Genomic DNA, 25,439 nt, shown 5'->3' with positions numbered 1-25,439 from the left:
GGAGTGTGGTGAGCCGCGAGGCGGCGAGCACACCCGACTGAGGCGAGCGAAAAGAACGCCCCGCGTTCTTTTCCGAGCCGATATGACAGAGGTACCCGACCGGCGCCATTGCCGATCAGGTACCTCTCTCGCCTTCTGGTGCTAGCCGACGTCTCCGCGGTGCACGTTCACGCACGCGCGCTTCTTGCCCCAGATCGTGCGCACGGTGAAGCACACCCGCTTGGGCCTGCCGAACACCGTGGTGCTTTCGACGGTGCCTTCGGTTCCTTCGGGCACTGCCGGGACATCCATCTCTTCGATCTGCCGGCAGGCGGTGACCACGTCGCCTCGTTGCCAACTCATCGGTATCTCTCCCCTTCCCCGATCCGCCCTCGCGGTCCGGGCATAGTTCAGTGTTACGTCGAAGTAACAATCAGGGCGAGCGATTTATTCTGCAGGTGCGCGTCAGTAGACGTCACGCACGTAACGTTTTTCGGCGACCAATTCGCGCTTGTAATCGTGTGCTTGCTCGTCAGACAGGCCGCCGTGCTTGCGGATGACGGCGGTCAGGGTGCTGTCGACATCCTTGGCCATGTGGGCAGCATCACCGCACACGTAGAAATGCGCGCCGTCCTCCAACCACCGCCAGAGCTCGGCGCCGGCGTCGAGCATCTTGTGCTGGACGTAGACCCGCTTGGCCTGGTCGCGGGAGAAGGCCAGGTCCAGATGGTTGAGCAGCCCGTCGGCGACCATGTGCTCCAAATCTTCGCGGTAGTAGAAGTTTTCGGAGCGATGCTGATCGCCGAAGAACAGCCAGTTACGGCCCGTGTGACCGAGCGCACGCCGCTCCTGCAAGAAGGCGCGAAACGGTGCGATCCCGGTGCCCGGCCCCACCATGATCATCGGCGTCTGCGACTCGGCGGGCGGCCGGAAGTTCGGTGAGCGTTGGATGAACACCGGTGCGGCATGTGCGCGGTCGGCCAGGAAGGTTGAGGCCACCCCGTGCCGCAACGCGCCGCGGGCACTGCGGTAGCGCACCACCGACACCGTCAGTTGCACCTCGGTGGGGCTCACCAGCGGGCTGGAGCTGATGGAGTACTGCCGCGGGGTCAACCGCACCAGCGCGTCCTGCCACTCCTGCGGCGCGGCCCGCACCTCGAACTCCTCGATGATGTCGAGTGCGTTGCGCCCGTCCAGCCAGCTGTCCAACTCGGCCCTCGGGCCACGCAGCCGCTTGGCGGCCTTGGGTCGGTGGTCGGCCACGAAGCGCAGCAGGTTCGGCGTGATTCGGCAGATGTCGTAACTCGAGGTCAGGGCGCTGCGCAGGTCGGTGTCCACACCGTCGACCTCGATGATCTCGTTGCCCGTCAACCCGGTGCAGGCCAGCCAGGTGGTCACCGCCTCGTCGGAGTTGGTGACGAACACGCCGAGCGAGTCACCGGCAGCATAGCTCGCGCCGTGTTCGGCGACGTGCTCGGAGATGTCAAAGCCGAACTGGCGCACCTCTTTTCGCGCCGATTCCGGCGTGAGCCGGATATTGCGGCTCAGGGGGGCCAGCAGCGGCGCGGTCCGGGTCAGTGGCTGCGCGGTGACGGTCCCCCTCGGCGCACTGACGGTGTCGGCCGTGGGGCCGACGAGGTCGGCCACCTGGCTTGCCCACGCCGACATCGGTTCGTCGTCGTACGCCTCGCACTCGACCCGGTCCAGCAGCCGGGTCGCGCCGAGCGCGGCCAGCCGGGCGTCCAGCGCCTTGGCGTGCCCGCAGAAGTTGTCGTAGGACCGGTCGCCGATCCCCAGGACCGCGTACCGCAGACCGGGCAGCGCCGGAGCATCGGCGGACGCCAGCCGCTGCCAGAAGTCCGCACCGTTGTCCGGTGGGCCACCGTCACCGAACGTGCTTGTCACCAAAACGATTTCGGTGGCCGACGCCAGCTCGGTGAGCGTCACCTCGTTCATCGTCACCAGGCGTGCACCGGACAGCCGGCCGGCCACCGCGGCCGCGAACTCCTCGGCGGTGCCGGTCTGGGACGCCCACAGCACCAACGGGCCGGGTGCGGCCGGCTCCAGCACCGCCGTCGCTCCCCCGGCGCGCGAGTACATGCCGCCCAACAGTCCGTCGATCCACAACCGGGCCTGCGGCCGGACCGGCGCGCTGCCGGGCAACACCGGAACACCATGCGGGCCGTCACCGAGTGCGGCCAGAAACCCTGCGACATAAATCTTTTCGTCGTTCGTCAGGTCCATGGTGACACCGGGCAATCCGAGCGTCTCGGCGAGCGGGTGAGCGGCCGCGGTGGGTAACGCCGGCGCGATGGGTCGCAGCGCGACCGCACAGACCTTCAGTTCGGGTTGCAGCGATTCGGCGTCGACGGCGTCGTTGGTGAGCGCGTTGACGGTCAGGTGCTCACCGTGTTCGTCGTTCCAGTGGAAGGGCACCCATACATTGCCCGGCTGCACCCGGTCGGTGATGACCGGCGGCAGCACGGCCCGACCGCGTCGCGAGGTCAGCTCCACCTCGCAACGCTCGGTGATGCCGTGCGCGGCGGCGTCCTCGGGGTGGATCTCGACGAACGGTGCGCCGTTGAGTTTGTTCAGCTTGGCCACCCGCCCGGTCTTGGTCATGGTGTGCCACTGGTGCTGCAACCTTCCGGTGTTGAGCACCATCGGATAGTCCGCATCGGGCAGTTCTCGCGCATCCATGTGCGGCCGCGCGAGGAAAACCGCCTTGCGCGACGGCGTGGCGAAGGCCAGTCGGGGCCGGTGCCCGTCCTCGTCGACGAACAGTGTCTGGGACACCCCGTCATTGAGGTACCGGATGGGGTGACGGTCACCCGCGTCCTCCGGTGGGCAGGGCCACTGCAGCGGTGTCTCGCGCAACCGGTCGTAGCTGGCGCCGCGCAAGTCATACCCGGTACGCGGATTGGCGAACCGGCGGATCTCGTCGAAGATGTCCGAGCTGGACTTGTAGTTGAAATCGTCGCCGAAGCCCAGGTGCTCGGCCACCCCGCAGATCAGTTCCCAGTCCGGGCGCGCGTCCCCCAGCGGCGGGATCGACTGTTGTAGCAGGGTCAGGTTGCGCTCGGAGTTGATCATCACCGCATCGGACTCGGCCCACAACGTGGCAGGCAGCACGATATCGGCATATCGGTTGGTCGCCGTGTCGTGGTAGGCATCCTGGGCGATGACGAGTTCGCAGGCCTGTAGGCCGGCGATCACCGTCGTGCGGTTGGGCACCGATGCAACGGGATTCGTGCAGATGATCCAGCAGGCCTTGATCTCTCCGGCGGCCGCCTGTTCGAACATCGCGACCGTCCCGGGTCCCACGTCGGTGCGGATGGTGCCGCGGTCCAGCCCCCACTCGTCCTCACAGAACGCGCGGTCGTCGGCCGAGAGCACCGACCGCTGACCGGGCAATCCCGGTCCCATATAACCCATTTCGCGGCCACCCATGGCATTGGGCTGGCCGGTCAGCGACATCGGACCGCTGCCGAGCCGGCAGATGGCACCGGTCGCCAGGTGCAGATTGCAGATGGCGTTGGTGTTCCAGGTGCCGTGGGTGCTCTGGTTCAGGCCCATGGTCCAGCACGTCATCCAGTCGCCGGCCTCGGCGATCATCGTTGCCGCGGTGCGGATATCGCCCTCGGCGATGCCGGTGATGGCGCTGACCCGCTCGGGGGTGTAGTCGGCGAGGAAGGCCGGCATGGCCTCCCACCCCTGCGTGTGCTCGGCGATGAATTCCCGGTCGATATCCCCGTTCTCGACCAACAGGTGCAGCAAGCCGTTGAGCAGGGCCAGATCCGTGCCCGGTTTGATCGGCAGGTACAGGTCGGCCTTGTCCGCGGTGGCCGTGCGCCGGGGGTCGACGACGATGAGTTTGGCCCCGGCCTTGATGCGGTCGGCCATGCGCAGGAACAGGATCGGGTGGCAGTCGGCCATGTTGGCACCGATCACGAAGAACAGGTCGGCGCGGTCGAAATCGGTGTACGAACCGGGCGGCCCATCCGCGCCCAGCGACTGCTTGTAGCCGGTGCCCGCGCTGGCCATGCACAACCGCGAGTTCGACTCGATGTGCACGGTGCGCAGATACCCCTTGGCGAGTTTGGTCGCCAGGTACTGGGCCTCGATCGACATCTGGCCGGACACGTACAACGCGACCGCGTCGGGACCGTGTTCCTCGACAATGGCGCGCAGCCGGCGTCCCGCTTCGGCGACGGCCTCGTCGACCGGGGTGCTGACCGGCTCGGCGCCCCGTTCCGAACGGACCAGCGCGGTGGCCAGCCTGCCGTCGGTGGCGGCCATCAACTCGGCGTGCGTGGCCCCCTTGGTGCACAACCGGCCGTAATTGGTCGGGTGCAGCTTGTCGCCGCTGACCTGTGCGATGACCGGCAACCCACTGATCGGGTCGGCCTTGGTGGTGACCTCGATGCCGCAGCCGACCCCGCAATACGAGCACGCGGTCCGCGTTTTCACCGACATGGTGACATCGTGTTCTGCCACTGTTCCGGTTCCTTTGAGGCGACGTTAGCGCGAGGAAAACTCGACCTCACGGCGCGGTTGACGCGCGGTGAGGCCGAGTTCTTCCTGGTCAAGCCGTGGCGACGGGCTCCGGAAGGTCGTCGCTGACCTTTTCGGTGGCCGGTGCGATGCGCAGGAAGACAAACCACGTGACGACCGCGCAGACGACGTAGAACCCGAGGAACACCCAGAAGGCGTTGGTCGCCGACTTCGCGTCGCTCACGTACGAGGCCCGCAGCACGATGTTGATGAACACGCCGCCCAGGGCGCCGACGGCACCGGCGAAGCCGATCAGCGCGCCCGACATCCGGCGCGACCAGGACGCCTTCTCCTCGCGGCTCCACTCGTCGTGGTCGGCTGCCTTGGCCTCGAAGATGGACGGGATCATCTTGTAGGTCGAACCGTTGCCCAGGCCGGACAGGATGAACAGCAGGATGAAGCCGACGACGTAGGCGGTCATCTGGCCACCAGTGGGCGCACCCTTCATTGCGTCGTCGAGCATGCCTGCGGTCACCAGGATGCCGGCCGCGAACATCATCGCGACGAAGACGTAGAGCGTGATCTTGCCGCCCCCGATGCGGTCGGCGAGCTTACCGCCGAACGGCCGCGAGATGGAACCCAGCAGCGGGCCCAGGAACGAGATCTGCGCGGCGTGCAGCGAGGCCTGGGCCGCGGTGGAACCGCCGGCGAGGAAGTTGATCTGAAGCACCTGACCGAACGCGAAGCTGAAACCGATGAACGACCCGAAGGTACCGATGTACAGGAAGCTCATCACCCAGGAGTGCTTGAACCTCATGGCCTCGATCATCGCGCCCATGTTGGACTTCTGGTTGCGCAGATTGTCCATGAACAGGGCTGCGCCGACGGCAGCCAGTCCGATCAGCACAAGATAGATGGCACAGACGATTTCGGGTGCGGTGTTGCTGACGGTGGCGATCACCAGCAGGCCGAGCAGCTGGATGACGGGAACGCCGATGTTACCGCCGCCGGCGTTCAATCCCAGCGCCCAGCCCTTGAGCCGCTGCGGATAGAAGGCGTTGATGTTGGTCATCGACGAGGCGAAGTTTCCGCCTCCCAATCCGGCGAAGGCGGCGATCACCAGGAACTGGGTGTAGGTGGTGCCCGGGCTCTTCATCGCCCACCACGTGAGCAGCGTCGGGATGAGCAGCAAGAGCGCGCTGACCACCGTCCAGTTGCGACCGCCGAACCGCGCCGGGGCCACCGTGTAGGGAATGCGCATGAAGGCGCCGACCAGCGTCGGGACGGCCACCAGATAGAACTTGCCTGCCGCGTCGATGTGGTACACGTTCTGGGGCATGAACAGCACCATCACCGACCAGATGGACCACACCGAGAAGCCGACGTGTTCGGCGAAGACCGACCAGATCAGGTTGCGGTTCGCAATGTTCTTTCCGGGGGTTCTGCCGCCGGTGCCCTCCCAGGCCTCGACGTCCTCGGCGTCCCAGTGCTCGATGTCACGGTCGCGGGTCAGAATGGTCACGGAGGTCCCTCCCAGGTGTGGATCGGTTGTCCAGAAAATTAGGCCCGCGCGATTCCGCACCGATTGCACCACCGTGTCGGGTTTGTCAACACCTACTCACACGGCCGGCAGTACCCGTCGTGCGCAACGGTATTCATCGGCGTTGCACCGGGGAAACGATTAGGAAACATTTGGGCCCTAGCTTCGCTGAAGCATGAGCGATGGCAGTGCACCACGTTTCTTGCAGGGCGCCTTCGCATTCGAGGGAGTCGGTCTGGACAAACCGGTTCTGTTGCACCCGTCGTTGCGGTACGTGGTGCCGCCGGGCTCCGTCACCCAGCCGGTGTACTTCCGAGGCGGGAACTCGACCGACGAGTTGGTCACGGTCGTGCTGTTCCGGGACGGCCAGCCGATGCGCTTCTTCCCCATCGGCGCCAAGGGAGCCACCCATGTGGCGCTCCGGGTGGTCGAGGATCTGCTCGCTGACACCGTGTTGGAACTCCACGTCGCGGCGCCGGCCGGCGTGTCCGGCACCGTCGTCGTCGATTTCGGTGTGGTGGAGATCCCGTGAAGCGCCGTCTGGTCGTCGTCGGTAATGGGATGGCCGGGGTCCGGGCGATCGAGGAGATCCTGGCCCGCGGCGGCGGCGAGTCGTTCGACATCACCGTGTTCGGTGACGAGCCCTACGGCAACTACAACAGGATTCTGCTGTCGAATGTGCTTGCCGGCAGCGATGACTCGGCCGAGATCTATCTCAACGCGCTGGACTGGTACGCCGACAACGCCATCGACCTGCGGGCCGGGGTACGGATCGTGCGGTTGGACACGTATGCCCGGCTGGTGCACGCCGACGACGGCACCACCATGCGCTATGACGCCTTGATCCTGGCCACCGGAAGCCGGTCGTTCTTTCCCCCGATGACGGGCCTGTGGGCCGATGACAAGACACTGACCGACGGCGTGTTCGGCTTTCGCACCCTCGACGATTGCATGGGGATGATCTCGGAGGCGGCCAACCGGACCAAAGCCGTGGTGATCGGTGGCGGGCTGCTCGGGCTGGAAGCCGCACGGGGACTGCAGAATCGCGGACTCACTGTCGACGTGGTGCATGCCGGGCCCACCCTGATGAACGCGCAGCTCGACGACGCGGCGGGCGCCATCCTGCGCCGGTCCGTCGAGGGCATCGGCATCACCGTGCACACCGACAAGCGCACGACCGAGGTGCTGCTCGGCGAGGACGGCAAGCTGGCCGGGATCGTGTTCTCCGACGGCAGCACCGTGCACTGCGACATGGTGGTCATCGCCGCGGGCATCCGGCCCAATGTCGGCCTGGCGCAACGGGCCGGGCTCACGGTGGAACGGGCCATCGTCGTCGACGACCATATGCGCTCTGTCGACGACGATCGCGTCTATGTCGTCGGCGAATGTGCGCAGCACCGCGGTCAGGTGTACGGGCTGGTGGCGCCGTTGTGGGAACAGGCCACTGTGCTGGCCGACCATCTCACCGGCACCGATACGACCGCGGCCTATCGGGGTTCGCGCACCGCGACCAAACTCAAGGTGGCCGGTGTCGACGTGGCGTCGATGGGTATCAAGACCCCCGAGCTGCCCGATGACGAGTTCGTGCAGTACTCCGAACCGCGGCACGGCGTCTACAAGACCATCGTCATCCGCGACGGCAAACTGGTGGGCGCCACGCTGGTCGGCGATGTGTCCAAGGTGTCGTTCCTGACGCAGGCCTTCGACAGTGGGTTGCCGCTGCCCGACGAGCGCGTCTCGCTGATGTTCGATATCGGCACACCCGCAGTGGCCGTTGGTGTTTCAGAGCTGTCCGATGATGCGCAGGTGTGCAACTGCAATGGGGTGTCCAAGGGTGCCTTGGTGGCCTGTGTGCGCTCAGGTGAGACCACGGTGTCGGGCGTGATGGCCAAGACCAAGGCGGGCAAGGGCTGCGGTTCGTGCAAGGAGCTCGTCGGGCAGGTCGTCGAGTGGGCGGCCGGCGGTGCCGTCACCGAGGATCCGTCGGCCTCCTGGTACGTGCCGGGAGTGCCGTATGACAAGCCATCCTTGATGGCCTTGATCCGGGACCTGCAGCTGCATTCGGTGTCATCGGTCTTCGCCGCCCTGGCCCCGGACGGGCGCGTCGACGCGGGGTCCAAGATGGCGCTGGCCTCGCTGTTGGAGATGATGTGGGCCGACGAGTTCGTCGACGAGCGGGACGCCCGGTTCATCAACGACCGGGTACACGCCAACATCCAACGGGATGGCACCTTCTCGGTGGTGCCGCAGATGAAGGGCGGGGTGACCAGCTCCGAACAGTTGCGCAAGATCGCCGATGTGGCCGACAAGTATGCGATCCCGATGATCAAGTGCACCGGAGGTCAGCGCATCGACCTGTTGGGCGTCCGCAAGGAGGATCTGCCCGCGGTGTGGGCCGATCTGGGCATGCCGTCGGGTTATGCCTATGGCAAGAGTTTCCGCACCGTGAAAACCTGTGTGGGAAGCGACTTCTGCCGTTATGGCCTCGGCGACTCGACCGCCCTGGGCATCGCGTTGGAGGAGCGCTATCAGGGGCTGGCCAGTCCGGCGAAGATGAAGCTGGCAGTGACCGGGTGTCCCCGCAACTGTGCCGAGGCGCTGTGCAAGGACCTCGGTGTGGTAGCGGTCGACGGCGGCCGCTGGGAGATCTACGTCGGCGGTGCGGCCGGCGCCCATATCCGCAAGGGCGATCTGCTTGCGGTGGTCGACGATCCGGCCACGGTGGTGACGCTGACCGGGCGCTTCCTGCAGTATTACCGGGAGGACGCCAACTGGCTCGAGCGCACCTACGCCTGGGTCCCGCGGGTGGGGATCGAGCACATCCGCGCGGTGGTGGTCGACGATGTGCATGGCTGGGCCGAGGGGCTGGATGCGCGGATGCAGAGATCCATTGACGCGTACCGGGATCCGTGGCTGGACGGGCAGAAGCCGGTGAGCGAGGGCCAGTTCCGTTCGGCGCTGCCGTTGCTGCCGCTCCCCCAGGTTCCGGTGCGATGAGCGCCTGCGCGAAGAGCCGAGGGCTGCGATGAGTTACTTGGGGCCGGTCTCCCAGGTGCCCGTCGGCGAGGGCCGCACGTTCGCCGTCGACGACGCCCAGATCGCGGTGTTCCGGCTGCGCGACGGATCGCTGCGCGCGGTGGACGCGGTGTGCCCCCACAAGGGCGGACCACTGGCCGACGGTCTGGTGGACGACCGGGTGGTGGTGTGTCCGTTGCACGGTTCGACCTTCGACCTGTGCACGGGTGCCGAGGCCGGCGGCGGCGATCCGGTACGCAGTTATGAGGTCGCCGAGGTGGACGGGCAGATCCGGATCACTCTTTGAGCGTCAGCACAAGACCGAAAACTGTTGTTGTGGATAGTTTTTGACGCTGTGGATAACTCCCGACGCCGTCACCCCCACTCGATAGAATTCGAACATGCTTGCGAAGTCGGTGGCTGATCGGGAAGTGGTGCTGGCCGCTTTCGATGCCGTCGACGCTGCCACCGAACAGCTCGCCGGCATGGACTTCACGTCCTTCTCGGTTGCCGAGCTACTGGAGCTCCAATCGCGCCGGGAACGGCAGGCCCGGATCGCCGCGTCTGCCGACCACCGCATCCTGGCTGCACTGCAGAACCAGGCCACCGCGCAGGAGATGGGCGGCAAATCCTGGCCGGACATCCTGGCCTTACGCCTGGGCATCAGCCAGGCCCAGGCCAGGGCCAGAGTGAAGGATGCCGAGCACCTCGGACCGCGCCATGTGATCGGTGGTGACGTCCTGGAGCCACTACTGCCGGCGTGTGCCGAGGCGCTGGCAGCCGGGGCGATCACACTCGAGCACGCGGGCCACATCCGCGACGTGCTGCGCAAATCAGAGCGCCACACCACCGCCACCGACCGCGCGGAGTGGGAACGCACCCTGGTGGGCGTCGCGGCCGCGAACCCGCCCGAGACGGTCAAGGACGTCGGCGCCCAGATGCTGTACCTACTCGACCAGGACGGGTCCGGTCCGGACCTGGCCGCTCATCAACCGGGTCTGCGGCTGGGACCTCAGGACGCCGACGGGCTGCATCGCCTGTCCGGCCATGTCGACGCCGAGGCCGCCGCGTACTTCAAAGCCATCGAATCCGTCTGGGCGGCAACCGGTATCAACAACCCCGCCGATACCGAACCCCTCCCCAATCCCAGCCCCAACCCGCTCGACCCCGACGCGCCGCCGGAGGTGGACGCCGAACAACGTCAGGCCGAAGCCGCCGAACACGATACCCGCACCCCGGCCCGTCGCAGCCACGATGCGTTCAAAACCATCTGCCGGGAAATTCTGATGTCCAGGCGGCTCGGCCAACACAACGGGTTGCCGGTCACCGTGGTCGTCTCGACGACGTTGGCCGAACTGGAGGATGGCGCCGGAGTCGCCCGCAGCAGCAGCGGAGTCAGGATTCCCATCCCCGACCTCATCCGGTTGGCCGCCCACGCCCACCATTATCTGCTGGTGTTCAAGCACCACACCGCCGAGCCGCTCTATCTCGGCCGCACGAAACGCCTGGCCTCGAAGGCTCAACGTCTGGTCGCGATCGCCAGGGACCGCGGGTGCACGCGCCCCGGCTGCTTCGCCCCCGCCGACCGCTGCCAGGCGAACCACGCCGGGCTCGACTGGTCCGCCGGTGGTGAAACCAACGCCGACACGATCGTGCTCGGCTGTGGCCCCGACAACCGACTGGCCTACCAATCCGGATGGACCACCACCATCGACCCCACCACCGGCCGCGCCCAATGGCACCCGCCGGCACTGCTGGACACCGGCCAAGACCGCACCAACCACCACTTCCACCCCGAAGAACTGCTCCGCAGATCGGATGGGAACGTCGGAGGCGACGACCCGTAATCGGTTGTTAGCCTTGGCTGTGCAGGTGACGTGGCTCCATGTGGTGCCACGGATGCCTCAGCCGTTGTTGCGGCGCCACCAGCGGGGGGTGCGGCGTGGCGGTTCGACGGCCGCAGGTTGTGGCGCGGCGGGCTCCGGCTTGTCGTCGACGGGTTGTTCGGCCGGGGAATCACCTTCCGAGGCTTCGGCTTCGGCCGCTGGGGCTTCGGTCGCTGGGGCTTCGGTCGCTGGGGCACTGTCCTCGACGGCCGGTTCGACTTCGTCGGCGGTGTCGTCCTCGCCGTCGTCGTCGGTGTCGTCCTCGCCGTCGTCGTCGGTGTCCTGGTCGTCGGCGGTCTCGTGCTCAGCTGCCAGGGACTCCGCGGCCGCCTCCAGCTCGTGGCCGATGTCGAACAGCTCGGCTTCCTCGTCGGCAGGCTCCTCGGGCTGGTCCTGCGCCTCGGGCTCGACGTGCTCTACCTCGAGCTCTTCGCCAGCGTCGGCATCGTCCGCCTCCGCGGGCTCGGCTTCGGCCTCGGGTTCTGGCTCAGCCGGAGTCTGCGCCTCTTCGACGGTTTCCTCGGACGCGGACTCCACCTCGTCCACAGCCTCGTCCGCGACCTCAACCTCGGCCTCGCGTTCGGCAGCCAACGACTCCGCGGCCGCCTCGAGCTCGTGGCCGACGTCGAACAGCTCGTCATCCTCCTCAGCCTTTTCGGCCGGCTCGTCAACCGGCGCTTCGGCCACCTCGAGGGTGTCGGCATCGACGGGCTCTTCGGCCACCGCGAGGGTGTCGGCATCGACGGGCTCTTCGGCCTCGTCCGCGGCCTCGGCCTCCTCCGCCACCTCTTCGGCTACATCGTCGGTATCGCCCACCGCGGCAGCATCTTCATCCTCGGCCTCGCCGGCGACGGTCGCGGCGGCCACCACCCCGGTGGTCGCACCGACGGTCGCGAGCTCCTTGGCCAGGATGTCGTCTACCGGGGACTCCTCATCCGCATCCTGCTTGCCGCGCAACGTCTCCGGGGCTTCCCTGCCCTTCGGGGCGACCATGATGTACACCACCGCCGCGACGAAGACGAACGTCGAGGTGAAGGTGTTCACCCGGATGCCATCGACGGGCATGGACGCCGGGTCGCTGCGCATCAATTCGACCCAGAACCGGCCCACGCAATATCCGGCCACGTACAGCGCGAACAATCGCCCGTGCCCCATGTTGAACCGCTTGTCGATCCACAACAGCAGCGCGAAGATCAACAGGTTCCACAACAACTCGTACAGGAACGTCGGGTGCACCACCGCGACGAGCTGCCCGTCGGACACGCCGTTGAGCGTGTTCAGGGCACCGCTGGCGTCGCGCCGCTCGTAGATCTCCAAGCCCCACGGCACCGTGGTCTCTCGGCCGTACAACTCCTGGTTGAAGTAGTTGCCCAACCGCCCGATCGCCTGAGCCAGGATGATCCCCGGCGCAATGGCATCACCGAACGCGGGCAACGGAATATCGCGCATCCGGCAGGCGATCCACGCGCCGACGGCGCCGAGCGCCACCGCGCCCCAAATGCCCAGGCCGCCATCCCAGATCCGGAACGCCGCACCCAAGCCGGCGCCGCCGTCACCGAAGTACGTCTTCCAGTCGGTCATCACGTGGTACAGCCGGCCGCCGACGAGCCCGAACGGCACCGCCAGCAAGGCAATGTCGTAGATGACACCCGGCTCACCGCCGCGGGCCACCCACCGGCGGTCGCCGATGATCAACGCCGCGACGATGCCGGAGATGATGCACAGTGCATACGCCCGAATCGGCACCGGGCCGATATGCCACACGCCCTGCGCCGGACTCGGGATATAAGCCAGGATCGTCTCGGTCATGCAGGAATCCCCTGCCGCACACCCTCGGACAGCTCCGCGGTCAGTGCCCGCAGCGCGGGGACACCGGCATCGAGCGCGGACACCAGCGCCGATCCCACGATCACACCGTCGGCATAGGCACCGATCTCGGCGGCCTGCTCCCGCGAGCGCACACCGAGGCCGACCCCGACCGGAATGTCGGAGACTTCCCTGATCCGCTGCACCAATTCCGGAGCAGCATTGGACACCGCGTCACGGGCACCGGTCACACCCATCGTCGACGCGGCGTAGACGAACCCACGCGACGCCTGCACCGTCGCGGCCAGCCGCTCCGGGGTGGACGACGGCGCCACCAGGAAGATGCGGTCCAGATCGTGCTGCTCGGAGGCCGCCAGCCAGTCCCCCGCCTCGTCCGGGATCAGGTCCGGGGTGATCAATCCCGCCCCACCGGCCGCCGCCAGGTCGCGCGCGAAAGCGTCCACGCCCCAACGCATCACCGGATTCCAATACGTCATCACCACGGCACGCCCACCGGCGTTGCTGATCGCCTCGACGGCCCGCAGCGCGTCACGCACCCGTACGCCACCGGCCAGCGCGACCTCGGTCGCTCTGGCGATGGTCGGCCCGTCCATTCCCGGATCCGAGTACGCGACACCCACTTCGACGATGTCACAACCGGATTCGACAAGCGCCACCATCGCTTCGATGGACGTGTCCACATCGGGATAGCCGGTCGGGAGGTAGCCGATCAGTGCGGAACGCCCCTCTGCGTGACACGTGTCGAACAAGGGACCCAATCGGCTCACGCGTCACCGTCCATCAGACCGAACCATTTCGCCGCGGTTTCGACGTCCTTGTCCCCGCGACCGGACAGGTTGACCACGATCACCGACGACGGGCCGAGCTCCACACCGAGTTTCAGCGCACCGGCCACCGCGTGGGCGGACTCGATGGCCGGGATGATCCCCTCGGTCCGACTGAGCAGCGCGAAAGCGTCCATCGCCTCGGTGTCGGTGATCGGCCGGTACTCGGCTCGGCCCACGTCCTTGAGCAGGGCATGCTCGGGACCGACCCCTGGATAGTCCAAACCAGCTGAGATCGAATGGGATTCGATGGTCTGCCCGTCCTCGTCCTGCAACAGGTAGGAGAACGAGCCCTGGAAGGCTCCCGGTGACCCACCGGTGAAGGTCGCGGCATGCCGGCCCGTCTCCACCCCGTCACCGGCGGCTTCGAAACCGATCAGACGCACGCCGGGATCGTCGATGAAGGCGTGGAACACCCCGATCGCGTTGGATCCGCCGCCCACACACGCGGTCACCGCATCGGGCAGCCGGCCGGCCTGTTCCAGGATCTGCGCCCGGGTCTCCATTCCGATGATGCGCTGGAAATCGCGAACCATGAGCGGAAACGGGTGCGGCCCGGCTGCGGTACCGAAGCAGTAGTAGGTGTCGTCGGCATTGGTCACCCAATCCCGGAACGCCTCGTTGATCGCATCCTTGAGGGTCTTCGAGCCGGATTCCACCGAGATCACCTGCGCCCCCAGCAGCCGTATCCGGGCCACGTTGAGCGCCTGGCGCGCGGTGTCCACCGCGCCCATGTAGATGACGCAGTCCAGACCCAGCAGCGCACAGGCGGTGGCGGTCGCCACCCCGTGCTGACCGGCGCCGGTCTCGGCGATGACGCGGGTCTTGCCCATCTGCTTGGCCAGCAACGCCTGCCCGAGCACGTTGTTGATCTTGTGCGAACCGGTGTGGTTGAGGTCCTCGCGTTTGAGGAACAGCCGCGCACCGCCGGCGTGCTCGGCAAGGCGGGCCGCCTCGTACAGCGGCGACGGGCGGCCGGTGTAGTGCCGCTGCAGCCGGTCGAGTTCGTCGAGGAAGGCCTGATCGCGCCGCACCTTGTCATAGGCGGCGGTCACCTCTTCGACGACGGCCATCAAGGCCTCGGGGATCAGACGGCCACCGTAGGCGCCGAAATGGCCCTTCGCGTCGGGGTCATGGCTGGTGGGTTCGGCCACCGCCGCGCTCATGCGGGGCAGTTCCTGGTCTGCGATATTCGTCATCTACCGGGCAGGCTTGGGGCAGGACGGATGGGTACCGGCGGTCACCAGGTCGGCCACAGCGCTGCGCGGGTCACCACTGGTGACCAGGCCCTCGCCGACCAGCACGGCATCGGCACCGGCGCCGGCATAGGCCAGCAGGTCCGCGGTGCCGCGCACACCGGATTCGGCGACCCGGATGATGCTGCTGGGCAGCCCGGGGGCGATCCGCGCGAAGCAGTCACGGTCGACCTCGAGCGTCTTGAGGTCGCGGGCGTTGACGCCGATCAGCGTGGCGCCGGCCTGCAGGGCACGGTCGGCCTCTTCCTCGGTGTGCACCTCGACCAACGCCGTCATCCCCAGCGACTCGGTGCGGTCCAGCATGGACACCAACGCGTCCTGCTCCAGGGCCGCCACGATGAGCAGCAGCATGTCGGCGCCGTGCGCGCGCGCCTCGTGGATCTGATACGGCCCGACGATGAAATCCTTGCGCAACACCGGAATCGACACCGCAGCGCGGACCGCGTCGAGGTCGTCGAGCGAGCCGTGGAACCGACGCTGCTCGGTCAGCACACTGATGACCCGCGCACCGCCGTCCTGGTAGGCCCTGGCCAGTTCGGCCGGGTCCGCGATGGACGCCAGTTCACCCCGCGACGGGCTGGCCCGCTTAACCTCCGCGATGACGCCGATGCCCGGCTCCCGCAATGCCGCCATCACGTCCAGCGGCGGCGGCGCGTCCTTGGCCCGCTGTTTGATGTCGGCGAACGGAACCGCGGCTTCACGGGCGGCAACGTCGGCGCGAACTCCTTCGATGATGGAGTCGAGCACGGTCCCCGAACTCATGAGCCCTCGTCCTTCTCCGTCGGCCGGGACGCTCCCGGATTGGTATGCCTAGAGGTTAGTCGCCTGCACCACACCGTCGGTCACCGACCCTTCGTGTCAGAACCCGCATCCGGATCCGTTGGGTCCGACCCCTCGTCGAGCGCATCCCAGATCATCCGCTCCGACATCCCGTCCGCTGCGCTTTCTCTGTTCACTGCGTCCCGGCGGGCGGCCGGTGCGACGTACTTCGTGCCGCGCGCGGTGGCGGCGGACCGGATCAACAGCACCGCGGCCGCCAGCGTCAGCACCGCCGCGGCCACGGTGATCCCGGCCCCCACGTACTGACGCGACGAACCCACCAGCGCGGCGACCGGGACCTGCGCCAGGTCGGCGCCGCGTACCGCGATATCGCGGACCACCCACAAGCTGATGCCCAGGTAGGCCAGTGCAGCACTGCAGACCGCCACCAGCACCGCCAGCAGGCGCAGCGCCCAGCCGCGTACGGCCAGCGCCGCCACCGCCGCGGCCAGCAGCACCAGCGCCAGCGGCACCAGCGCCGTCGACCACTGGGCACCCGTTAGGGTCGAGGTCTTCGGCTGCCCGAGGCCGTCGAACGACTGCACCTGCACCCAGGTCAGCCGCGAGGCACCCCACAGTGCCAGCGCGGCCAGCGCCAGCAGGGCCTGCGCGATCCGGATCACGGGGTTTGCTCCGGCGGGCAGGAGCGAAGCGACCCGGGGATCTGCTCCGGCGGGCAGGAGCAAAGCGACCCGGGGATCTGCTCCGGCGGGCAGGAGCGAAGCGACCCGGGGATCTGCAGCGTCTCGGCGGCGGCCACAGCGGCCAGCACCGCTTTGGCCTTGTTGGCGGACTCGTTGTATTCGTAGGGCCCGTTCGAGTCGGCCACCACGCCGCCGCCGGCCTGAACGTAGGCGGTGCCGTCGCGCATCAGCGCGGTGCGGATGGCGATGGCGAAGTCGGCGTTGCCGGCGAAGTCCAGGTAGCCGAGCACCCCGCCGTACAGCCCGCGCCGGGTCAGTTCGACCTCCTCGATCAGCTCCATGGCCCGCACCTTCGGTGCCCCGGACAGCGTGCCGGCCGGGAAGCAGGCGGTCACCGCGTCCAGGGCGGTGCGGCCCTCGGCCAGCTGCCCGGTCACGGTCGAGACCAAGTGCATGACGTGGCTGTAGCGCTCGATATGGCTGTAGTCCTCGACCCGCACGGTGCCGGGCTCGCACACCCGGCCCAGGTCGTTGCGGCCCAGATCGACGAGCATGAGGTGCTCGGCGCGTTCCTTGTCGTCGGCCAGCAGCTCCTTCTCCAGCAGGACGTCCTCCTCCTCGGTGGCGCCGCGCCACCGAGTGCCTGCGATCGGATGGGTGGTGGCCTTGCCGTCCTGCACCGTGACCAGGGCCTCGGGGCTGGACCCGACGATCGAGAAGTCCAGGCCGCCTTCGGCGTCCGGCGCGTTGAACAGATACATGTAGGGGCTGGGATTGGTCACCCGCAGCATCCGGTACACGTCGATCGGGTCGGCGGTGGTGGTCATCTCGAACCGTTGCGAGGGCACCACCTGGAAGGCCTCGCCGGCTTCGATGTCCCCGACGAGCTTGTCGACGATGGCGGTGTACTCGGCGACGGTGCGCTGCGCCCGGTGCTGCGGTGCGGGGCGGGCGAAGGTGGCGACCGACGAGTGCAGCGGCTCCCCCAGCGCAGCCGTCATGACGTCGAGGCGAGCCACTGCGTCGTCGTAGGCCCAGTCGACCCGTTCGTCGGTGCCGTTCCAGTTCACCGCGTTGGCGATCAGCGTGATGGTGCCCTCGTGGTGGTCCACCGCGGCGATGTCGGTGGCCAGCAGCAGCAGCATGTCCGGCAGGTGCAGATCGTCGACGGTGAGCTCGGGCAGTCGCTCCAGCCGGCGCACCAGGTCGTAGGCGAAGAAGCCGATCAGCCCCGAGGACAGCGGCGGCAGGCCCGGCACCGGCGCGGTGGCCAGCAGGTCCAGCGTGGCGCGCAGCGCACGCAGCGGGTCACCGCCGGACGGGGCGCCCTGTGGGGTGCTGCCCAGCCACACCGCCTCGCCGTCACGCACCGTCAGCGCCGAGGGCGCACCGGCCCCGATGAAAGACCAGCGCGACCACGACCGCCCGTTCTCCGCCGACTCCAGCAGGAAGGTGCCAGGGCGGTTCGCGGCCAGCTTCCGGTACGCCGACAGCGGGGTCTCGCTGTCGGCGAGCACCTTGCGGGTCACCGGGACCACCCGGTGCTCGGCCGCCAGCGCCCGGAAATCCTCGCGTGAGGTGGTTGATGCCAGTGATCCGGCGGGCTGGAGCGGAGCGACCGGGGAATGTTCTTGCACGGGGCAATCCTCCCAGACGGACCACAGTGACCTCGGCGTGCATATCTGCCTAGCGGCCCATCCAAGTAGCGTGATGAGTCATGACTGCCTTGAACACGGGTGACACCGTCGCGGAGTTCGAACTGCCCGACCAGACGGGCACCGTGCGCAGCTTGTCCGGTTTGTTGGCCGACGGACCGGTGGTGCTGTTCTTCTACCCGGCGGCGATGACGCCGGGCTGCACCAAGGAAGCCTGCCACTTCCGCGATCTGGCCGCCGAATTCGCCGCCGTCGGCGCGACCCGGGTGGGCATCAGCGCCGACCCCGTGCACAAGCAAGCCACCTTCGCCGACCAGCAGAACTTCGACTACCCGCTGCTGTCGGATTCCGAGGGCGTGGTGGCCACTCAGTTCGGGGTCAAGCGTGGCCTGCTCGGCAAGCTGATGCCGGTCAAGCGGACCACGTTCGTCATCGACACCGACCGCACCATCCTCGCGGTGATTGCCAGCGAGTTCAGCATGGACACCCATGCCGACAAGGCGCTGGAGACGCTCAGGTCGCGTTGACCGCCCGCAGCACCGCGGCCATCGACGCTCCCAGCACCGAATCGCTGCGCCCGCACGCCCACCCCGTGCGGTGCTCCAGATAGCTGACCGCGGTCGCGCCGACGGACTGCTGGGTGAGGCCGAGGATCTCGACCGGATGCCCGATGTCGGCCAGCGCGCGGGTCAGCGCGTCCAGTGGCCCGCCCTCGCGGTGGGTGCTGGTGTGACTGCGCCCGTCGACGACGAGGGTGATCTCGGTGGCCCCGGCACTGCCGGTGTGCCAGTCCTTCAGCTGCACCGGCCCGCTCGAGTCCAGATAGGTCGCCTCGAAGAGGTCGTAGAGCTCGGCGGCGGTGACCTCGGCGCCGCTGTCGTCCGTACGGTTCTGGACGTGGCGGGCGAAGTCGATCTGCAGCCGCCGCGGGAGGTCCAACCCGTACTCGGTGTGCAGCAGATAGGCGATGCCACCCTTGCCGGATTGCGAATTCACCCGGATCACCGCGTCGTAGCTGCGACCGATATCGGCCGGGTCGATCGGCAGATACGGCACCCGCCAATCGATCTCGCGTTCGGACCGGCCAGCGGCCAGCGCCCTGGCTCGGTGTTCGGCCAGACCCTTCTTGATGGCGTCCTGGTGGGTGCCGGAGAAGGCGGTGTGCACCAAGTCCCCCACGTAGGGATGGCGTTCGTGGATCGGCATGCGGGTGCAGTGGGCGACAGTCCGCGCGATCGTGTCGATATCGGAGAAGTCGATCGCCGGATCGATGCCTTGGGCGTACAGGTTCAGCGCCAGGGTGGCGATGTCGACATTGCCGGTGCGCTCCCCGTTGCCGAACACGCAGCCCTCCACCCGCTGCGCGCCGGCCAGCACCGCCAGTTCGGCACACGCGATACCGGTGCCCCGGTCGTTGTGCGGGTGCACCGACAGGATGACGCTGTCCCGGCGGGCGATGTTGCGGTGCATGTATTCGATCTGGTCGGCGTAGACATTCGGGGTGGCGACCTCGACAGTGGCGGGCAGGTTGAGGATCACCGGGCGCTCCGGTGTGGCCTGCCACAGCCCGGTCACGGCGTCGCAGATGTCCAGCACGTAATCGGGTTCGGTGAGGTTGAACACCTCCGGGGAGAACTCGAACCGCACATTCGGCAGCTCGCCGGCCAACTCGAGCACATCGCGCCCGCCGGCCAGGATCAGCTCGCGCAGCTCGGCGCGGTCCTTGCCCAGCACGGTGTCCCGCCACACCGGTGCGGTGGCGGTGTACATGTGGATGACCACGTCGTTGGTGATGCCGTGCACCGATGCCACGGTGCGCTCGATCAGGTCGCGCCGCGCCGGGGTGAACACCACGATGGTGACATCGGGTGCAGCGATATCGGTTTCGGCGATGAGCCGGACGAAGTCATAGTCGGTCTGTGAGGCGGACGGATAGCCGACCTCGATTTCCTTGTACCCCATGGTGACCAGCAGTTCGAAGAACCGGCGTTTGCGGGCCGGGTCCATCGGCTCGGCCAGTGCCTGGTTTCCGTCGCGCAGGTCGACGGGCACCCACAGCGGTGCCGCGGTGAGCCGCGCGTCGGGCCAATGTCGTTGTCGCAGAGGTACGTCCACGCGGTCGTAGATATCGGCGTAGCGGTGCCACGGCATCGGTGACGGTTGTTGACGGTTCCAGTGCATGGGTCTCTCCATCCGGTCGAGGAAGGTTTTCGACCGGCGCGACGAGGGCCCCACGGCAGGGGGCCGGTCGTTCAGGCCCTGCCGAGGCGGCGAAGGAGGAGCTGGTGCGTCATGGTGGTTACACTGTACACAACTCCTCAGACAAGTAGAGAGGTTTGTGGTGACGTCGCAGATTCGCCAGGTCCAGCGCCACCCGCTGGCCGCCCAATCGGCACAGCTGCTGCTGGCGCGCATCCGCGCCGGTGAGTGGCCGCTGGGGCACCGGCTGCCCGGCGAGACGACGCTGGCGGCCCAACTCGGGGTGGGTCGTTCCACGCTGCGCGAGGCGATCCGCGAGCTGGTCGGGAAGGGCGTGCTGGAAAGTCGCCAGGGCGCAGGCGTTTTCGTCACCGCCACCGACGTCACCGAGGACTGGGACACCGTGCTGCGGCGCACCACGATCGCCGCCGTCGTCGAGGCCCGCATCGCCATAGAGGCCGAGGCCGCCGCGCTGGCCGCCACCCGGCGCACACCGGCCGATCTGCGCGAGATCCGGCGCACCCTGGCCGCCCGCGGCGTACCGGCGCAATCGGTACCCGAGCACGTCGACACCGATATGGCGTTCCACCGCGCCGTCATCGCCGCCGCGCACAACGAGGTGCTGCTGCAGCTGTTCGACGCGTTCCTGCCCCGGCTGCGCCCCGCGATGATCGACATGCTCAAGATCGCCCCGGTGCAGTCGGGCTTCTCGGCGGCCGCCGACCACGCCTGCCACCAGGAACTCGCCGAGGCCATCGCGGCCCGCTCCCCCGAGGCTGCCGCCGCCGCCAGCCGTACCCACCTGACCTCTTTGATGGAGTCCTTCACATGACACCGGTGCTCGAGATCGACGACGTCACGTTCCGCCGCGACGGGAAGCAGATCATCGACGGCATATCGCTGACCGTGCAGTCCGGGGAGCACTGGGCCCTGCTCGGCCCGAACGGCGCGGGCAAGAGCACGCTGCTGGGATTCTCTGCGGCCGTGACATTCCCGACCACCGGAACGGTCCGGGTGCTCGGGAATCAGATGGGCAAGACCGATCTGTCGGTCCTGCGCCGTGCCATCGGCCACGTGAATCCGCGGCACCGGCTGCAGTATCCGCTGACCGTGCGCGAGGTGGTGCTCACCGGGATCACCGCCACCATCGACGTCGCGGCCCGCTGGAGCGCGTCCGCCGAGCAGCTGGCGCGCGCCGACGAGTTGATCGACACCGTCGGATTGTCGGCGCGCGCGGGGTCGGTGTGGCCCACCCTGTCCCAGGGTGAACGGGGCCGCACGCTGATCGCGCGCGCCCTGATCGCCGACCCGCGGCTCCTGCTGCTGGACGAGCCGACCACCGGCCTGGACGTGGCCGCTCGCGAGCAGCTACTGGAAACGCTTGACACCCTGGATGTTTCACATCCGGACATGGCGTCGATCCTGGTGACCCACCACCTGGAGGAGCTGCCCACCTCGACCACCCATGCCTTGCTCATCGCGCACGGGCGCACCGTCGCGCGCGGCGCGGCCCAGGAGACCGTCACCACCGATCACGTGACGACGGCCTTCGAACACCCGGTCACCGTCGGGTTCGCCGACGGCCGGTGGTCGGCCCGAGCCAAGGCGAGTTCGAAGGTGCTCTAGCGGTCAGTGATGGCCGGCGTCGCCGCTGTGGTCACCGGTGCCGGAGTTGTCGGGCGGGTGGTTGCCCGGATTGGGCGGCACGTTGCACTGACCGTCGATCACGATCTGGCCCGCCTCGCAGACGATCGTGTCGTCGGCCGTGGCCGTCGCACTCGTCGCGACAAGCGCCGACGCACACAGGAAGCCCACAGCAAATATACGGGAAAAGCCCGTAGGTCCGGTCATCATCGTTCGCCCCTTCTTGACGTAGGCGGCAATATTAGCGCTCACCGGTATTGTGCAACCGAGTTTCGGCACTATTGACGTGAGCTGACCGGATCGCCGCCGCGAGGGTGGCGTACCGATTCAGCAAACATCTGATCAGGCCTCGCGACGACGTCGCCTGGCCTCGCGGTGCCTCGTCACCGGCGTGGTGTCCAGCACCCGGTTGACCATGGTCGCCAGAAACCGCGCCGGCGCCAGCGCGGGCGGGACGGTGTCGTGGCGAATGGTGATGTCCGGCAGTGCCGCCAGCGCCGCGTCCACCGCGGCGGTCTCGACGTCGACGATCTCGAAAAGCGCGTCCGGATCTGCCTTTTCCAGGCTGTCGACCTCATCCTCGGCGGGCGGGACGGCATCGCTGTCGTAGTCGATCATGATGAGCGCGACGGCATGGTAGGCGTCGTCTTCGGTGCCCAGCTTGGCGAGCAGGTCGATCAGCCATTCGGCCTTGTCCGGTTCGGTGGTCAGGATGGTGGAACGCAAGCCGTAGACGAAACCCAGAGCGGCCAGCGGGTGCCGCAGCCGCAGATTCTTCGCATCGCCGTAGCTCTCCTCGACCCGGTTGGCGGCGTTCTTCCCGAAACTGGAATCCATCCGCTTGGTGCTGATCAGCAGTTCCGGTCCGGTATCCCAGTCCGACATCACGATGTCGACCTGCTTCATGTAGTGCTTGCCGAGCACGCTGGCGCTGGACCCGGCCACCCCCTTCATCGAGCGTTGCAGCCGGTGCTCGATGAGCTGACGTTCCTTGATGGGCAGCGCCTCGAGCAGGTTGGCGATGGCGCTGGGCATGATGCGCGGCTCGGTGGCCCGCGGCCACACCGCATTCGGGTCGAACCCGGCGCGGCGCAGCTCATAGGACAGCCAGACGTCCAGGGCCAGCGCAGGTACGCCCGTGGTGGACGGCGCGTCCAGATACAGCGGTACGCCGAGCAGGCGGCGCAGCACCCGGAAGTCGGGCTGGTACACCAGGTTGTCCTCGACGCGTCGCCACGGGTTGGGGTGCTGGCCCTGGGGCGCGGCATCGGCGACGATGCGGTCGAAGATGGCCCACGCGGTGGCCTTCGCGGACGGTTTTGCGGCTGGCTCAGCGGGCACGCCGCGACCTTACCGCCCGCCGGGACGCCAGTGAATCACGCGCTGCCCGAATCGAATCCATGTCACCGAGGCCGAGCGCGGTGTCCACGGCGTGCACGGCGTCGAGCAACCGGCCCCGAGACAGCAGGCCCGCCACGGTGCGCCGGACCGCCCGCAGCTCACCGGCGCGGGTGTCGATCAGCTCGGCCGAGGGCACCAGCCACCGGTCCGCCTCGCGCGGTTCGAGCTTGAGGATCCCGCCGCCGTACGAGCGGCCGACGATCTCGGCGTGCAGCACCGTGGCCGAATTGAGTGCCGCCAGCGGGAGCAGATCCTGACCGAGGGTGGCCAGTCCGTCGTGCAGATACACGCCGTGCACCGAGTTGAGGTGATGCGCCCCGGCACGATTGGTGACCAGCCGGGGCGTGTCGGCGTTCATACAGGTGAGCAACAGATGCGCGGGCGGCAGCAACGGCACCGCGAACCACGGGGTGCGCACCCGGCACTTGTAGGCCAGGTGGACCCCGGCCGCGTGGCCGGCGGCGATATAACGCTGGGCGGCCGTCGATCCGGCGCCGGCCGGCCGGAACAGGTGGACCGCCTTGCCGTCCTGGCCCAGCCGGGTCAGTTGCGCGGTGGTGAGGGTGAGCCCGCGCAGATGCGCACTCCCCGGCGGGGACAACGGCAGCAGATCGGCCGGTCGCAGGCCCAGTTCCCGCACCCGCGCCGGGGACAGCGCGAAAAAGCCGTTGTTCCCGGTCACCATGCCCAGCGTGGTGTCGCCCCACCGGTCCAGCGTGACGAACCGGCCGCTGTCGGCCAGTGCGTGCAGTTGCCCCACCGGCGCCGCGCCGACCAGCCCGCTGACCCATTTGTCCGAAGGATCGGTTGGCGCCCAATGGCGTTGGGCCAGTTCGGACGTCAATGATTGGGCGTTACGGGCCCGGTGGATGACGGCGTGTCCGGACGGCCCGCCCCCGAAACCGTCGGCCAGCAGCAGCACCACATCGGCCTCGGCCCCGGGAAACACCTGCTCGTCGAACATCACCAGTTCCACGGTCGCGAACCTGTCGAAGAGGAACTGGCGCACCGGCGCCGCGTAGTTCACGCTCAGCAGCTCGGCGGGTAGCACCAGTGCCATCCGGCCCCCCGGTTGCAGGAACAGCGCGGCGTGCACCGTGAAGGCCGCCCAGCTCGACGCGAGGCCGGACAGGCTGACCCCGGCCTGCAGGGCCGCCCGCCGGGACTGGGCCCGGGCCTGGCCCCGGAAGTCCTGATACCGGATATAGGGCGGATTGCCGATGACCGCGGTATAGGACGGCTGCGGGTCCACGGCGAAGAAGTCGGCGGTGCGGATGCGTGCGGTGGCGCCGGCCTCGGCGACGCGCGCGCGGGCAGCCCGGGCGCTGGCCGGGTGGATCTCCACCCCGTCGAGCACCGGGGCGTCGGCGCCCAGGTCGGCCAGCCGGCAAGCCGCGGCGACCAGGAAGGCTGCCTCCCCGGCCGACGGTTCGAACACCCGGTCGCCGGGCGCCCGTACCGCCCACTGCGCCAGATAGCGGGTGATCTCCGGCGGGGTGAAGAATGCCCCGCGCGCTTTGCGGGCCCCTGCGGAATCGATCACGCTGGTCATTCTGTCCGACGACACCGACAAGTCGGCGCAAGACAGCGCCGAGGGTCACTTCCCCACCAATCGCTTCGATTGGCTAAGCTTTCAGTCATGTCGAAGTCAGTCTTGGCCACCGTGGTGGCTGCCGGCGCAATCCTCGGATCCGCACTCGGCATGGGCACGGCGGCCGCCGAGCCGCCCGTCGATGCCGGCGGTCCCGCCCTGGAGGCACCGGCCAACGCACCCAAGAAGCCCGCCGAGTCGTGGCAGGGTCACCCGATGGTCTGGTGGGACTGGGGTTCGGGCGGGCACTGGGGTGTCTGGGTCAACGGACAGTTCCTGCCGTTCTCCTGAGTCAGGCCTCGGGCGCCAGCAGTTGATCGGCGTCGAAGCAGCTGTGATCGCCGGTGTGGCAGGCGCCACCCACCTGGTCGACTTCGAGCAGGACGGTGTCGCCGTCGCAGTCCAGCCGCACCGAGCGCACATGCTGGGTGTGCCCGGACGTGGCGCCCTTGATCCACTGCTGCCCCCGGGACCGTGAGAAGTACGTTGCCTCACGGGTTTCCAGCGTGCGGGCCAACGCGTCGTCATCCATCCACGCCACCATCAGCACATCACCGGTGCCGTGCTCCTGGACCACGGCGGTGAACAGCCCGTCGGCGTTGCGCTTGAGGCGGGTGGCGATGTCGGGGTCGAGACTCATCGGTGTTGTCTGCTCTTCGCGCAAG

21 protein-coding genes and 1 pseudogene are annotated in these 25,439 nt (G+C 68.0%); 8 read left to right on the top strand and 14 right to left on the bottom strand.

The genetic code is table 11. The features are described 5' to 3' along the window. Positions 1–141 precede the first annotated feature (141 nt). From SBI67_RS11750 to SBI67_RS11740, 3 genes are all read right to left on the bottom strand, one after another. Positions 142–342, bottom strand: a complete 201-nt coding sequence (locus tag SBI67_RS11750; protein WP_024452627.1) for a hypothetical protein — start codon at positions 340–342, stop codon at positions 142–144. Between the two features lie 102 nt (positions 343–444). Beyond that, the gene (locus tag SBI67_RS11745; RefSeq protein WP_318980735.1) at positions 445–4,455 is read right to left on the bottom strand and encodes a bifunctional nitrate reductase/sulfite reductase flavoprotein subunit alpha; all 4,011 of its coding nucleotides are present in this window, start codon (positions 4,453–4,455) and stop codon (positions 445–447) included. A gap of 109 nt (positions 4,456–4,564) precedes the next feature. After that, positions 4,565–5,995, bottom strand: a complete 1,431-nt coding sequence (locus SBI67_RS11740) for a nitrate/nitrite transporter (protein WP_318980734.1) — start codon at positions 5,993–5,995, stop codon at positions 4,565–4,567. A 193-nt stretch (positions 5,996–6,188) separates the two neighbouring features. Here SBI67_RS11740 and SBI67_RS11735 point away from each other — a divergent pair, with 193 nt between their 5' ends. The 4 genes from SBI67_RS11735 (at position 6,189) to SBI67_RS11720 (ending at position 10,875) form a co-directional block, all read left to right on the top strand. Further along, positions 6,189–6,545 (top strand): molybdopterin oxidoreductase, encoded by a 357-nt coding sequence (locus tag SBI67_RS11735; protein ID WP_266047863.1) that lies wholly within the window; start codon positions 6,189–6,191, stop codon positions 6,543–6,545. Beyond that, positions 6,542–9,010 (top strand): nitrite reductase large subunit NirB, encoded by a 2,469-nt coding sequence (nirB, locus tag SBI67_RS11730; protein WP_318980733.1) that lies wholly within the window; start codon positions 6,542–6,544, stop codon positions 9,008–9,010. Before SBI67_RS11735 ends, nirB begins: the two co-directional genes overlap by 4 nt. Positions 9,011–9,038: 28 nt before the next feature. Further along, positions 9,039–9,335, top strand: coding sequence for a Rieske (2Fe-2S) protein (locus SBI67_RS11725; RefSeq protein ID WP_318980732.1), 297 nt, complete (start codon positions 9,039–9,041; stop codon positions 9,333–9,335). Positions 9,336–9,429: 94 nt separating this feature from the next. Further along, the gene (locus tag SBI67_RS11720; RefSeq protein WP_318980731.1) at positions 9,430–10,875 is read left to right on the top strand and encodes a DUF222 domain-containing protein; all 1,446 of its coding nucleotides are present in this window, start codon (positions 9,430–9,432) and stop codon (positions 10,873–10,875) included. Between the two features lie 57 nt (positions 10,876–10,932). On the opposite strand, the gene lgt is transcribed toward SBI67_RS11720, so the two are convergent. The 6 genes and pseudogenes from lgt to SBI67_RS11690 form a co-directional block, all read right to left on the bottom strand. After that, the gene (gene lgt, locus SBI67_RS11715) at positions 10,933–12,723 is read right to left on the bottom strand and encodes a prolipoprotein diacylglyceryl transferase (protein WP_318980730.1); all 1,791 of its coding nucleotides are present in this window, start codon (positions 12,721–12,723) and stop codon (positions 10,933–10,935) included. Then, positions 12,720–13,508, bottom strand: a complete 789-nt coding sequence (gene trpA, locus SBI67_RS11710; protein WP_318980729.1) for a tryptophan synthase subunit alpha — start codon at positions 13,506–13,508, stop codon at positions 12,720–12,722. Before trpA ends, lgt begins: the two co-directional genes overlap by 4 nt. Beyond that, on the bottom strand, positions 13,505–14,764 hold the full coding sequence (trpB, locus tag SBI67_RS11705; RefSeq protein ID WP_318980728.1) for a tryptophan synthase subunit beta: 1,260 nt from the start codon (positions 14,762–14,764) through the stop codon (positions 13,505–13,507). Before trpB ends, trpA begins: the two co-directional genes overlap by 4 nt. Beyond that, the gene (gene trpC / locus SBI67_RS11700) at positions 14,765–15,583 is read right to left on the bottom strand and encodes an indole-3-glycerol phosphate synthase TrpC (RefSeq protein ID WP_318980727.1); all 819 of its coding nucleotides are present in this window, start codon (positions 15,581–15,583) and stop codon (positions 14,765–14,767) included. A gap of 80 nt (positions 15,584–15,663) precedes the next feature. After that, positions 15,664–16,263 (bottom strand): TIGR02234 family membrane protein, encoded by a 600-nt coding sequence (locus SBI67_RS11695; protein WP_318980726.1) that lies wholly within the window; start codon positions 16,261–16,263, stop codon positions 15,664–15,666. A gap of 107 nt (positions 16,264–16,370) precedes the next feature. Next, a pseudogene (locus SBI67_RS11690) lies at positions 16,371–17,921 on the bottom strand (anthranilate synthase component I); the annotation flags it as partial. A gap of 80 nt (positions 17,922–18,001) precedes the next feature. Between SBI67_RS11690 and SBI67_RS11685 the strand changes: the two are divergent. Continuing rightward, positions 18,002–18,466, top strand: coding sequence for a peroxiredoxin (locus SBI67_RS11685; RefSeq protein ID WP_318980725.1), 465 nt, complete (start codon positions 18,002–18,004; stop codon positions 18,464–18,466). Here SBI67_RS11685 and SBI67_RS11680 read toward each other — a convergent pair. Next, positions 18,453–20,090 carry a 2-isopropylmalate synthase gene (locus tag SBI67_RS11680; protein ID WP_413232482.1) on the bottom strand — a complete coding sequence of 546 codons (1,638 nt, stop codon included), beginning with the start codon at positions 20,088–20,090 and terminating at the stop codon, positions 18,453–18,455. The two genes, SBI67_RS11685 and SBI67_RS11680, sit on opposite strands and share 14 nt — an antisense overlap. 190 nt (positions 20,091–20,280) lie before the next feature. On the opposite strand from SBI67_RS11680, the gene SBI67_RS11675 reads away from it, so the two are divergent. Both SBI67_RS11675 and SBI67_RS11670 read left to right on the top strand, forming a co-directional pair. Continuing rightward, positions 20,281–20,970 carry a FadR/GntR family transcriptional regulator gene (locus tag SBI67_RS11675; protein ID WP_318980723.1) on the top strand — a complete coding sequence of 230 codons (690 nt, stop codon included), beginning with the start codon at positions 20,281–20,283 and terminating at the stop codon, positions 20,968–20,970. Next, the gene (locus tag SBI67_RS11670) at positions 20,967–21,764 is read left to right on the top strand and encodes an ABC transporter ATP-binding protein (protein WP_318980722.1); all 798 of its coding nucleotides are present in this window, start codon (positions 20,967–20,969) and stop codon (positions 21,762–21,764) included. The genes SBI67_RS11675 and SBI67_RS11670 overlap by 4 nt, the downstream gene beginning before the upstream one ends. 3 nt (positions 21,765–21,767) lie before the next feature. On the opposite strand, the gene SBI67_RS11665 is transcribed toward SBI67_RS11670, so the two are convergent. From SBI67_RS11665 to SBI67_RS11655, 3 genes are all read right to left on the bottom strand, one after another. Next, entirely contained in the window at positions 21,768–21,992 is a 225-nt protein-coding gene (locus SBI67_RS11665; RefSeq protein WP_318980721.1) for a hypothetical protein, read from the bottom strand. A gap of 132 nt (positions 21,993–22,124) precedes the next feature. Next, the gene (locus SBI67_RS11660; protein WP_318980720.1) at positions 22,125–23,123 is read right to left on the bottom strand and encodes a hypothetical protein; all 999 of its coding nucleotides are present in this window, start codon (positions 23,121–23,123) and stop codon (positions 22,125–22,127) included. Then, positions 23,113–24,735: an N-6 DNA methylase gene (locus SBI67_RS11655; RefSeq protein WP_318980719.1), complete on the bottom strand. Its 1,623-nt coding sequence runs from the start codon at positions 24,733–24,735 to the stop codon at positions 23,113–23,115. Before SBI67_RS11655 ends, SBI67_RS11660 begins: the two co-directional genes overlap by 11 nt. An 87-nt stretch (positions 24,736–24,822) precedes the next feature. On the opposite strand from SBI67_RS11655, the gene SBI67_RS11650 reads away from it, so the two are divergent. After that, positions 24,823–25,065 carry a hypothetical protein gene (locus tag SBI67_RS11650; RefSeq protein ID WP_024454018.1) on the top strand — a complete coding sequence of 81 codons (243 nt, stop codon included), beginning with the start codon at positions 24,823–24,825 and terminating at the stop codon, positions 25,063–25,065. Position 25,066: 1 nt separating this feature from the next. Here SBI67_RS11650 and hisI read toward each other — a convergent pair whose 3' ends face one another. Next, complete coding sequence (hisI, locus tag SBI67_RS11645) at positions 25,067–25,414, bottom strand: phosphoribosyl-AMP cyclohydrolase (protein ID WP_266047877.1); 348 nt, start codon at positions 25,412–25,414, stop codon at positions 25,067–25,069. Between the last annotated feature and the right edge of the window lie 25 nt (positions 25,415–25,439).

It is taken from the genome of Mycolicibacterium chengduense (assembly GCF_033741155.1).
GTDB lineage: Bacteria > Actinomycetota > Actinomycetes > Mycobacteriales > Mycobacteriaceae > Mycobacterium.
This window is presented reverse-complemented; position numbering and strand designations above follow the sequence as displayed.

What these genes read in the sequence shown, in the direction of transcription:
- SBI67_RS11750 (WP_024452627.1), bottom strand. Translation starts at nt 342, where the DNA reads ATGAGTTGGCAACGAGGCGACGTGGTCACCGCCTGCCGGCAGATCGAA.
- SBI67_RS11745 (WP_318980735.1), bottom strand. Translation starts at nt 4,455, where the DNA reads ATGTCGGTGAAAACGCGGACCGCGTGCTCGTATTGCGGGGTCGGCTGC.
- SBI67_RS11735 (WP_266047863.1), top strand. Translation starts at nt 6,189, where the DNA reads ATGAGCGATGGCAGTGCACCACGTTTCTTGCAGGGCGCCTTCGCATTC.
- SBI67_RS11725 (WP_318980732.1), top strand. Translation starts at nt 9,039, where the DNA reads ATGAGTTACTTGGGGCCGGTCTCCCAGGTGCCCGTCGGCGAGGGCCGC.
- SBI67_RS11720 (WP_318980731.1), top strand. Translation starts at nt 9,430, where the DNA reads ATGCTTGCGAAGTCGGTGGCTGATCGGGAAGTGGTGCTGGCCGCTTTC.
- lgt (WP_318980730.1), bottom strand. Translation starts at nt 12,723, where the DNA reads ATGACCGAGACGATCCTGGCTTATATCCCGAGTCCGGCGCAGGGCGTG.
- trpB (WP_318980728.1), bottom strand. Translation starts at nt 14,764, where the DNA reads ATGACGAATATCGCAGACCAGGAACTGCCCCGCATGAGCGCGGCGGTG.
- trpC (WP_318980727.1), bottom strand. Translation starts at nt 15,583, where the DNA reads ATGAGTTCGGGGACCGTGCTCGACTCCATCATCGAAGGAGTTCGCGCC.
- SBI67_RS11685 (WP_318980725.1), top strand. Translation starts at nt 18,002, where the DNA reads ATGACTGCCTTGAACACGGGTGACACCGTCGCGGAGTTCGAACTGCCC.
- SBI67_RS11680 (WP_413232482.1), bottom strand. Translation starts at nt 20,090, where the DNA reads ATGCCGTGGCACCGCTACGCCGATATCTACGACCGCGTGGACGTACCT.
- SBI67_RS11670 (WP_318980722.1), top strand. Translation starts at nt 20,967, where the DNA reads ATGACACCGGTGCTCGAGATCGACGACGTCACGTTCCGCCGCGACGGG.
- SBI67_RS11665 (WP_318980721.1), bottom strand. Translation starts at nt 21,992, where the DNA reads ATGATGACCGGACCTACGGGCTTTTCCCGTATATTTGCTGTGGGCTTC.
- SBI67_RS11655 (WP_318980719.1), bottom strand. Translation starts at nt 24,735, where the DNA reads ATGACCAGCGTGATCGATTCCGCAGGGGCCCGCAAAGCGCGCGGGGCA.
- SBI67_RS11650 (WP_024454018.1), top strand. Translation starts at nt 24,823, where the DNA reads ATGTCGAAGTCAGTCTTGGCCACCGTGGTGGCTGCCGGCGCAATCCTC.
- hisI (WP_266047877.1), bottom strand. Translation starts at nt 25,414, where the DNA reads ATGAGTCTCGACCCCGACATCGCCACCCGCCTCAAGCGCAACGCCGAC.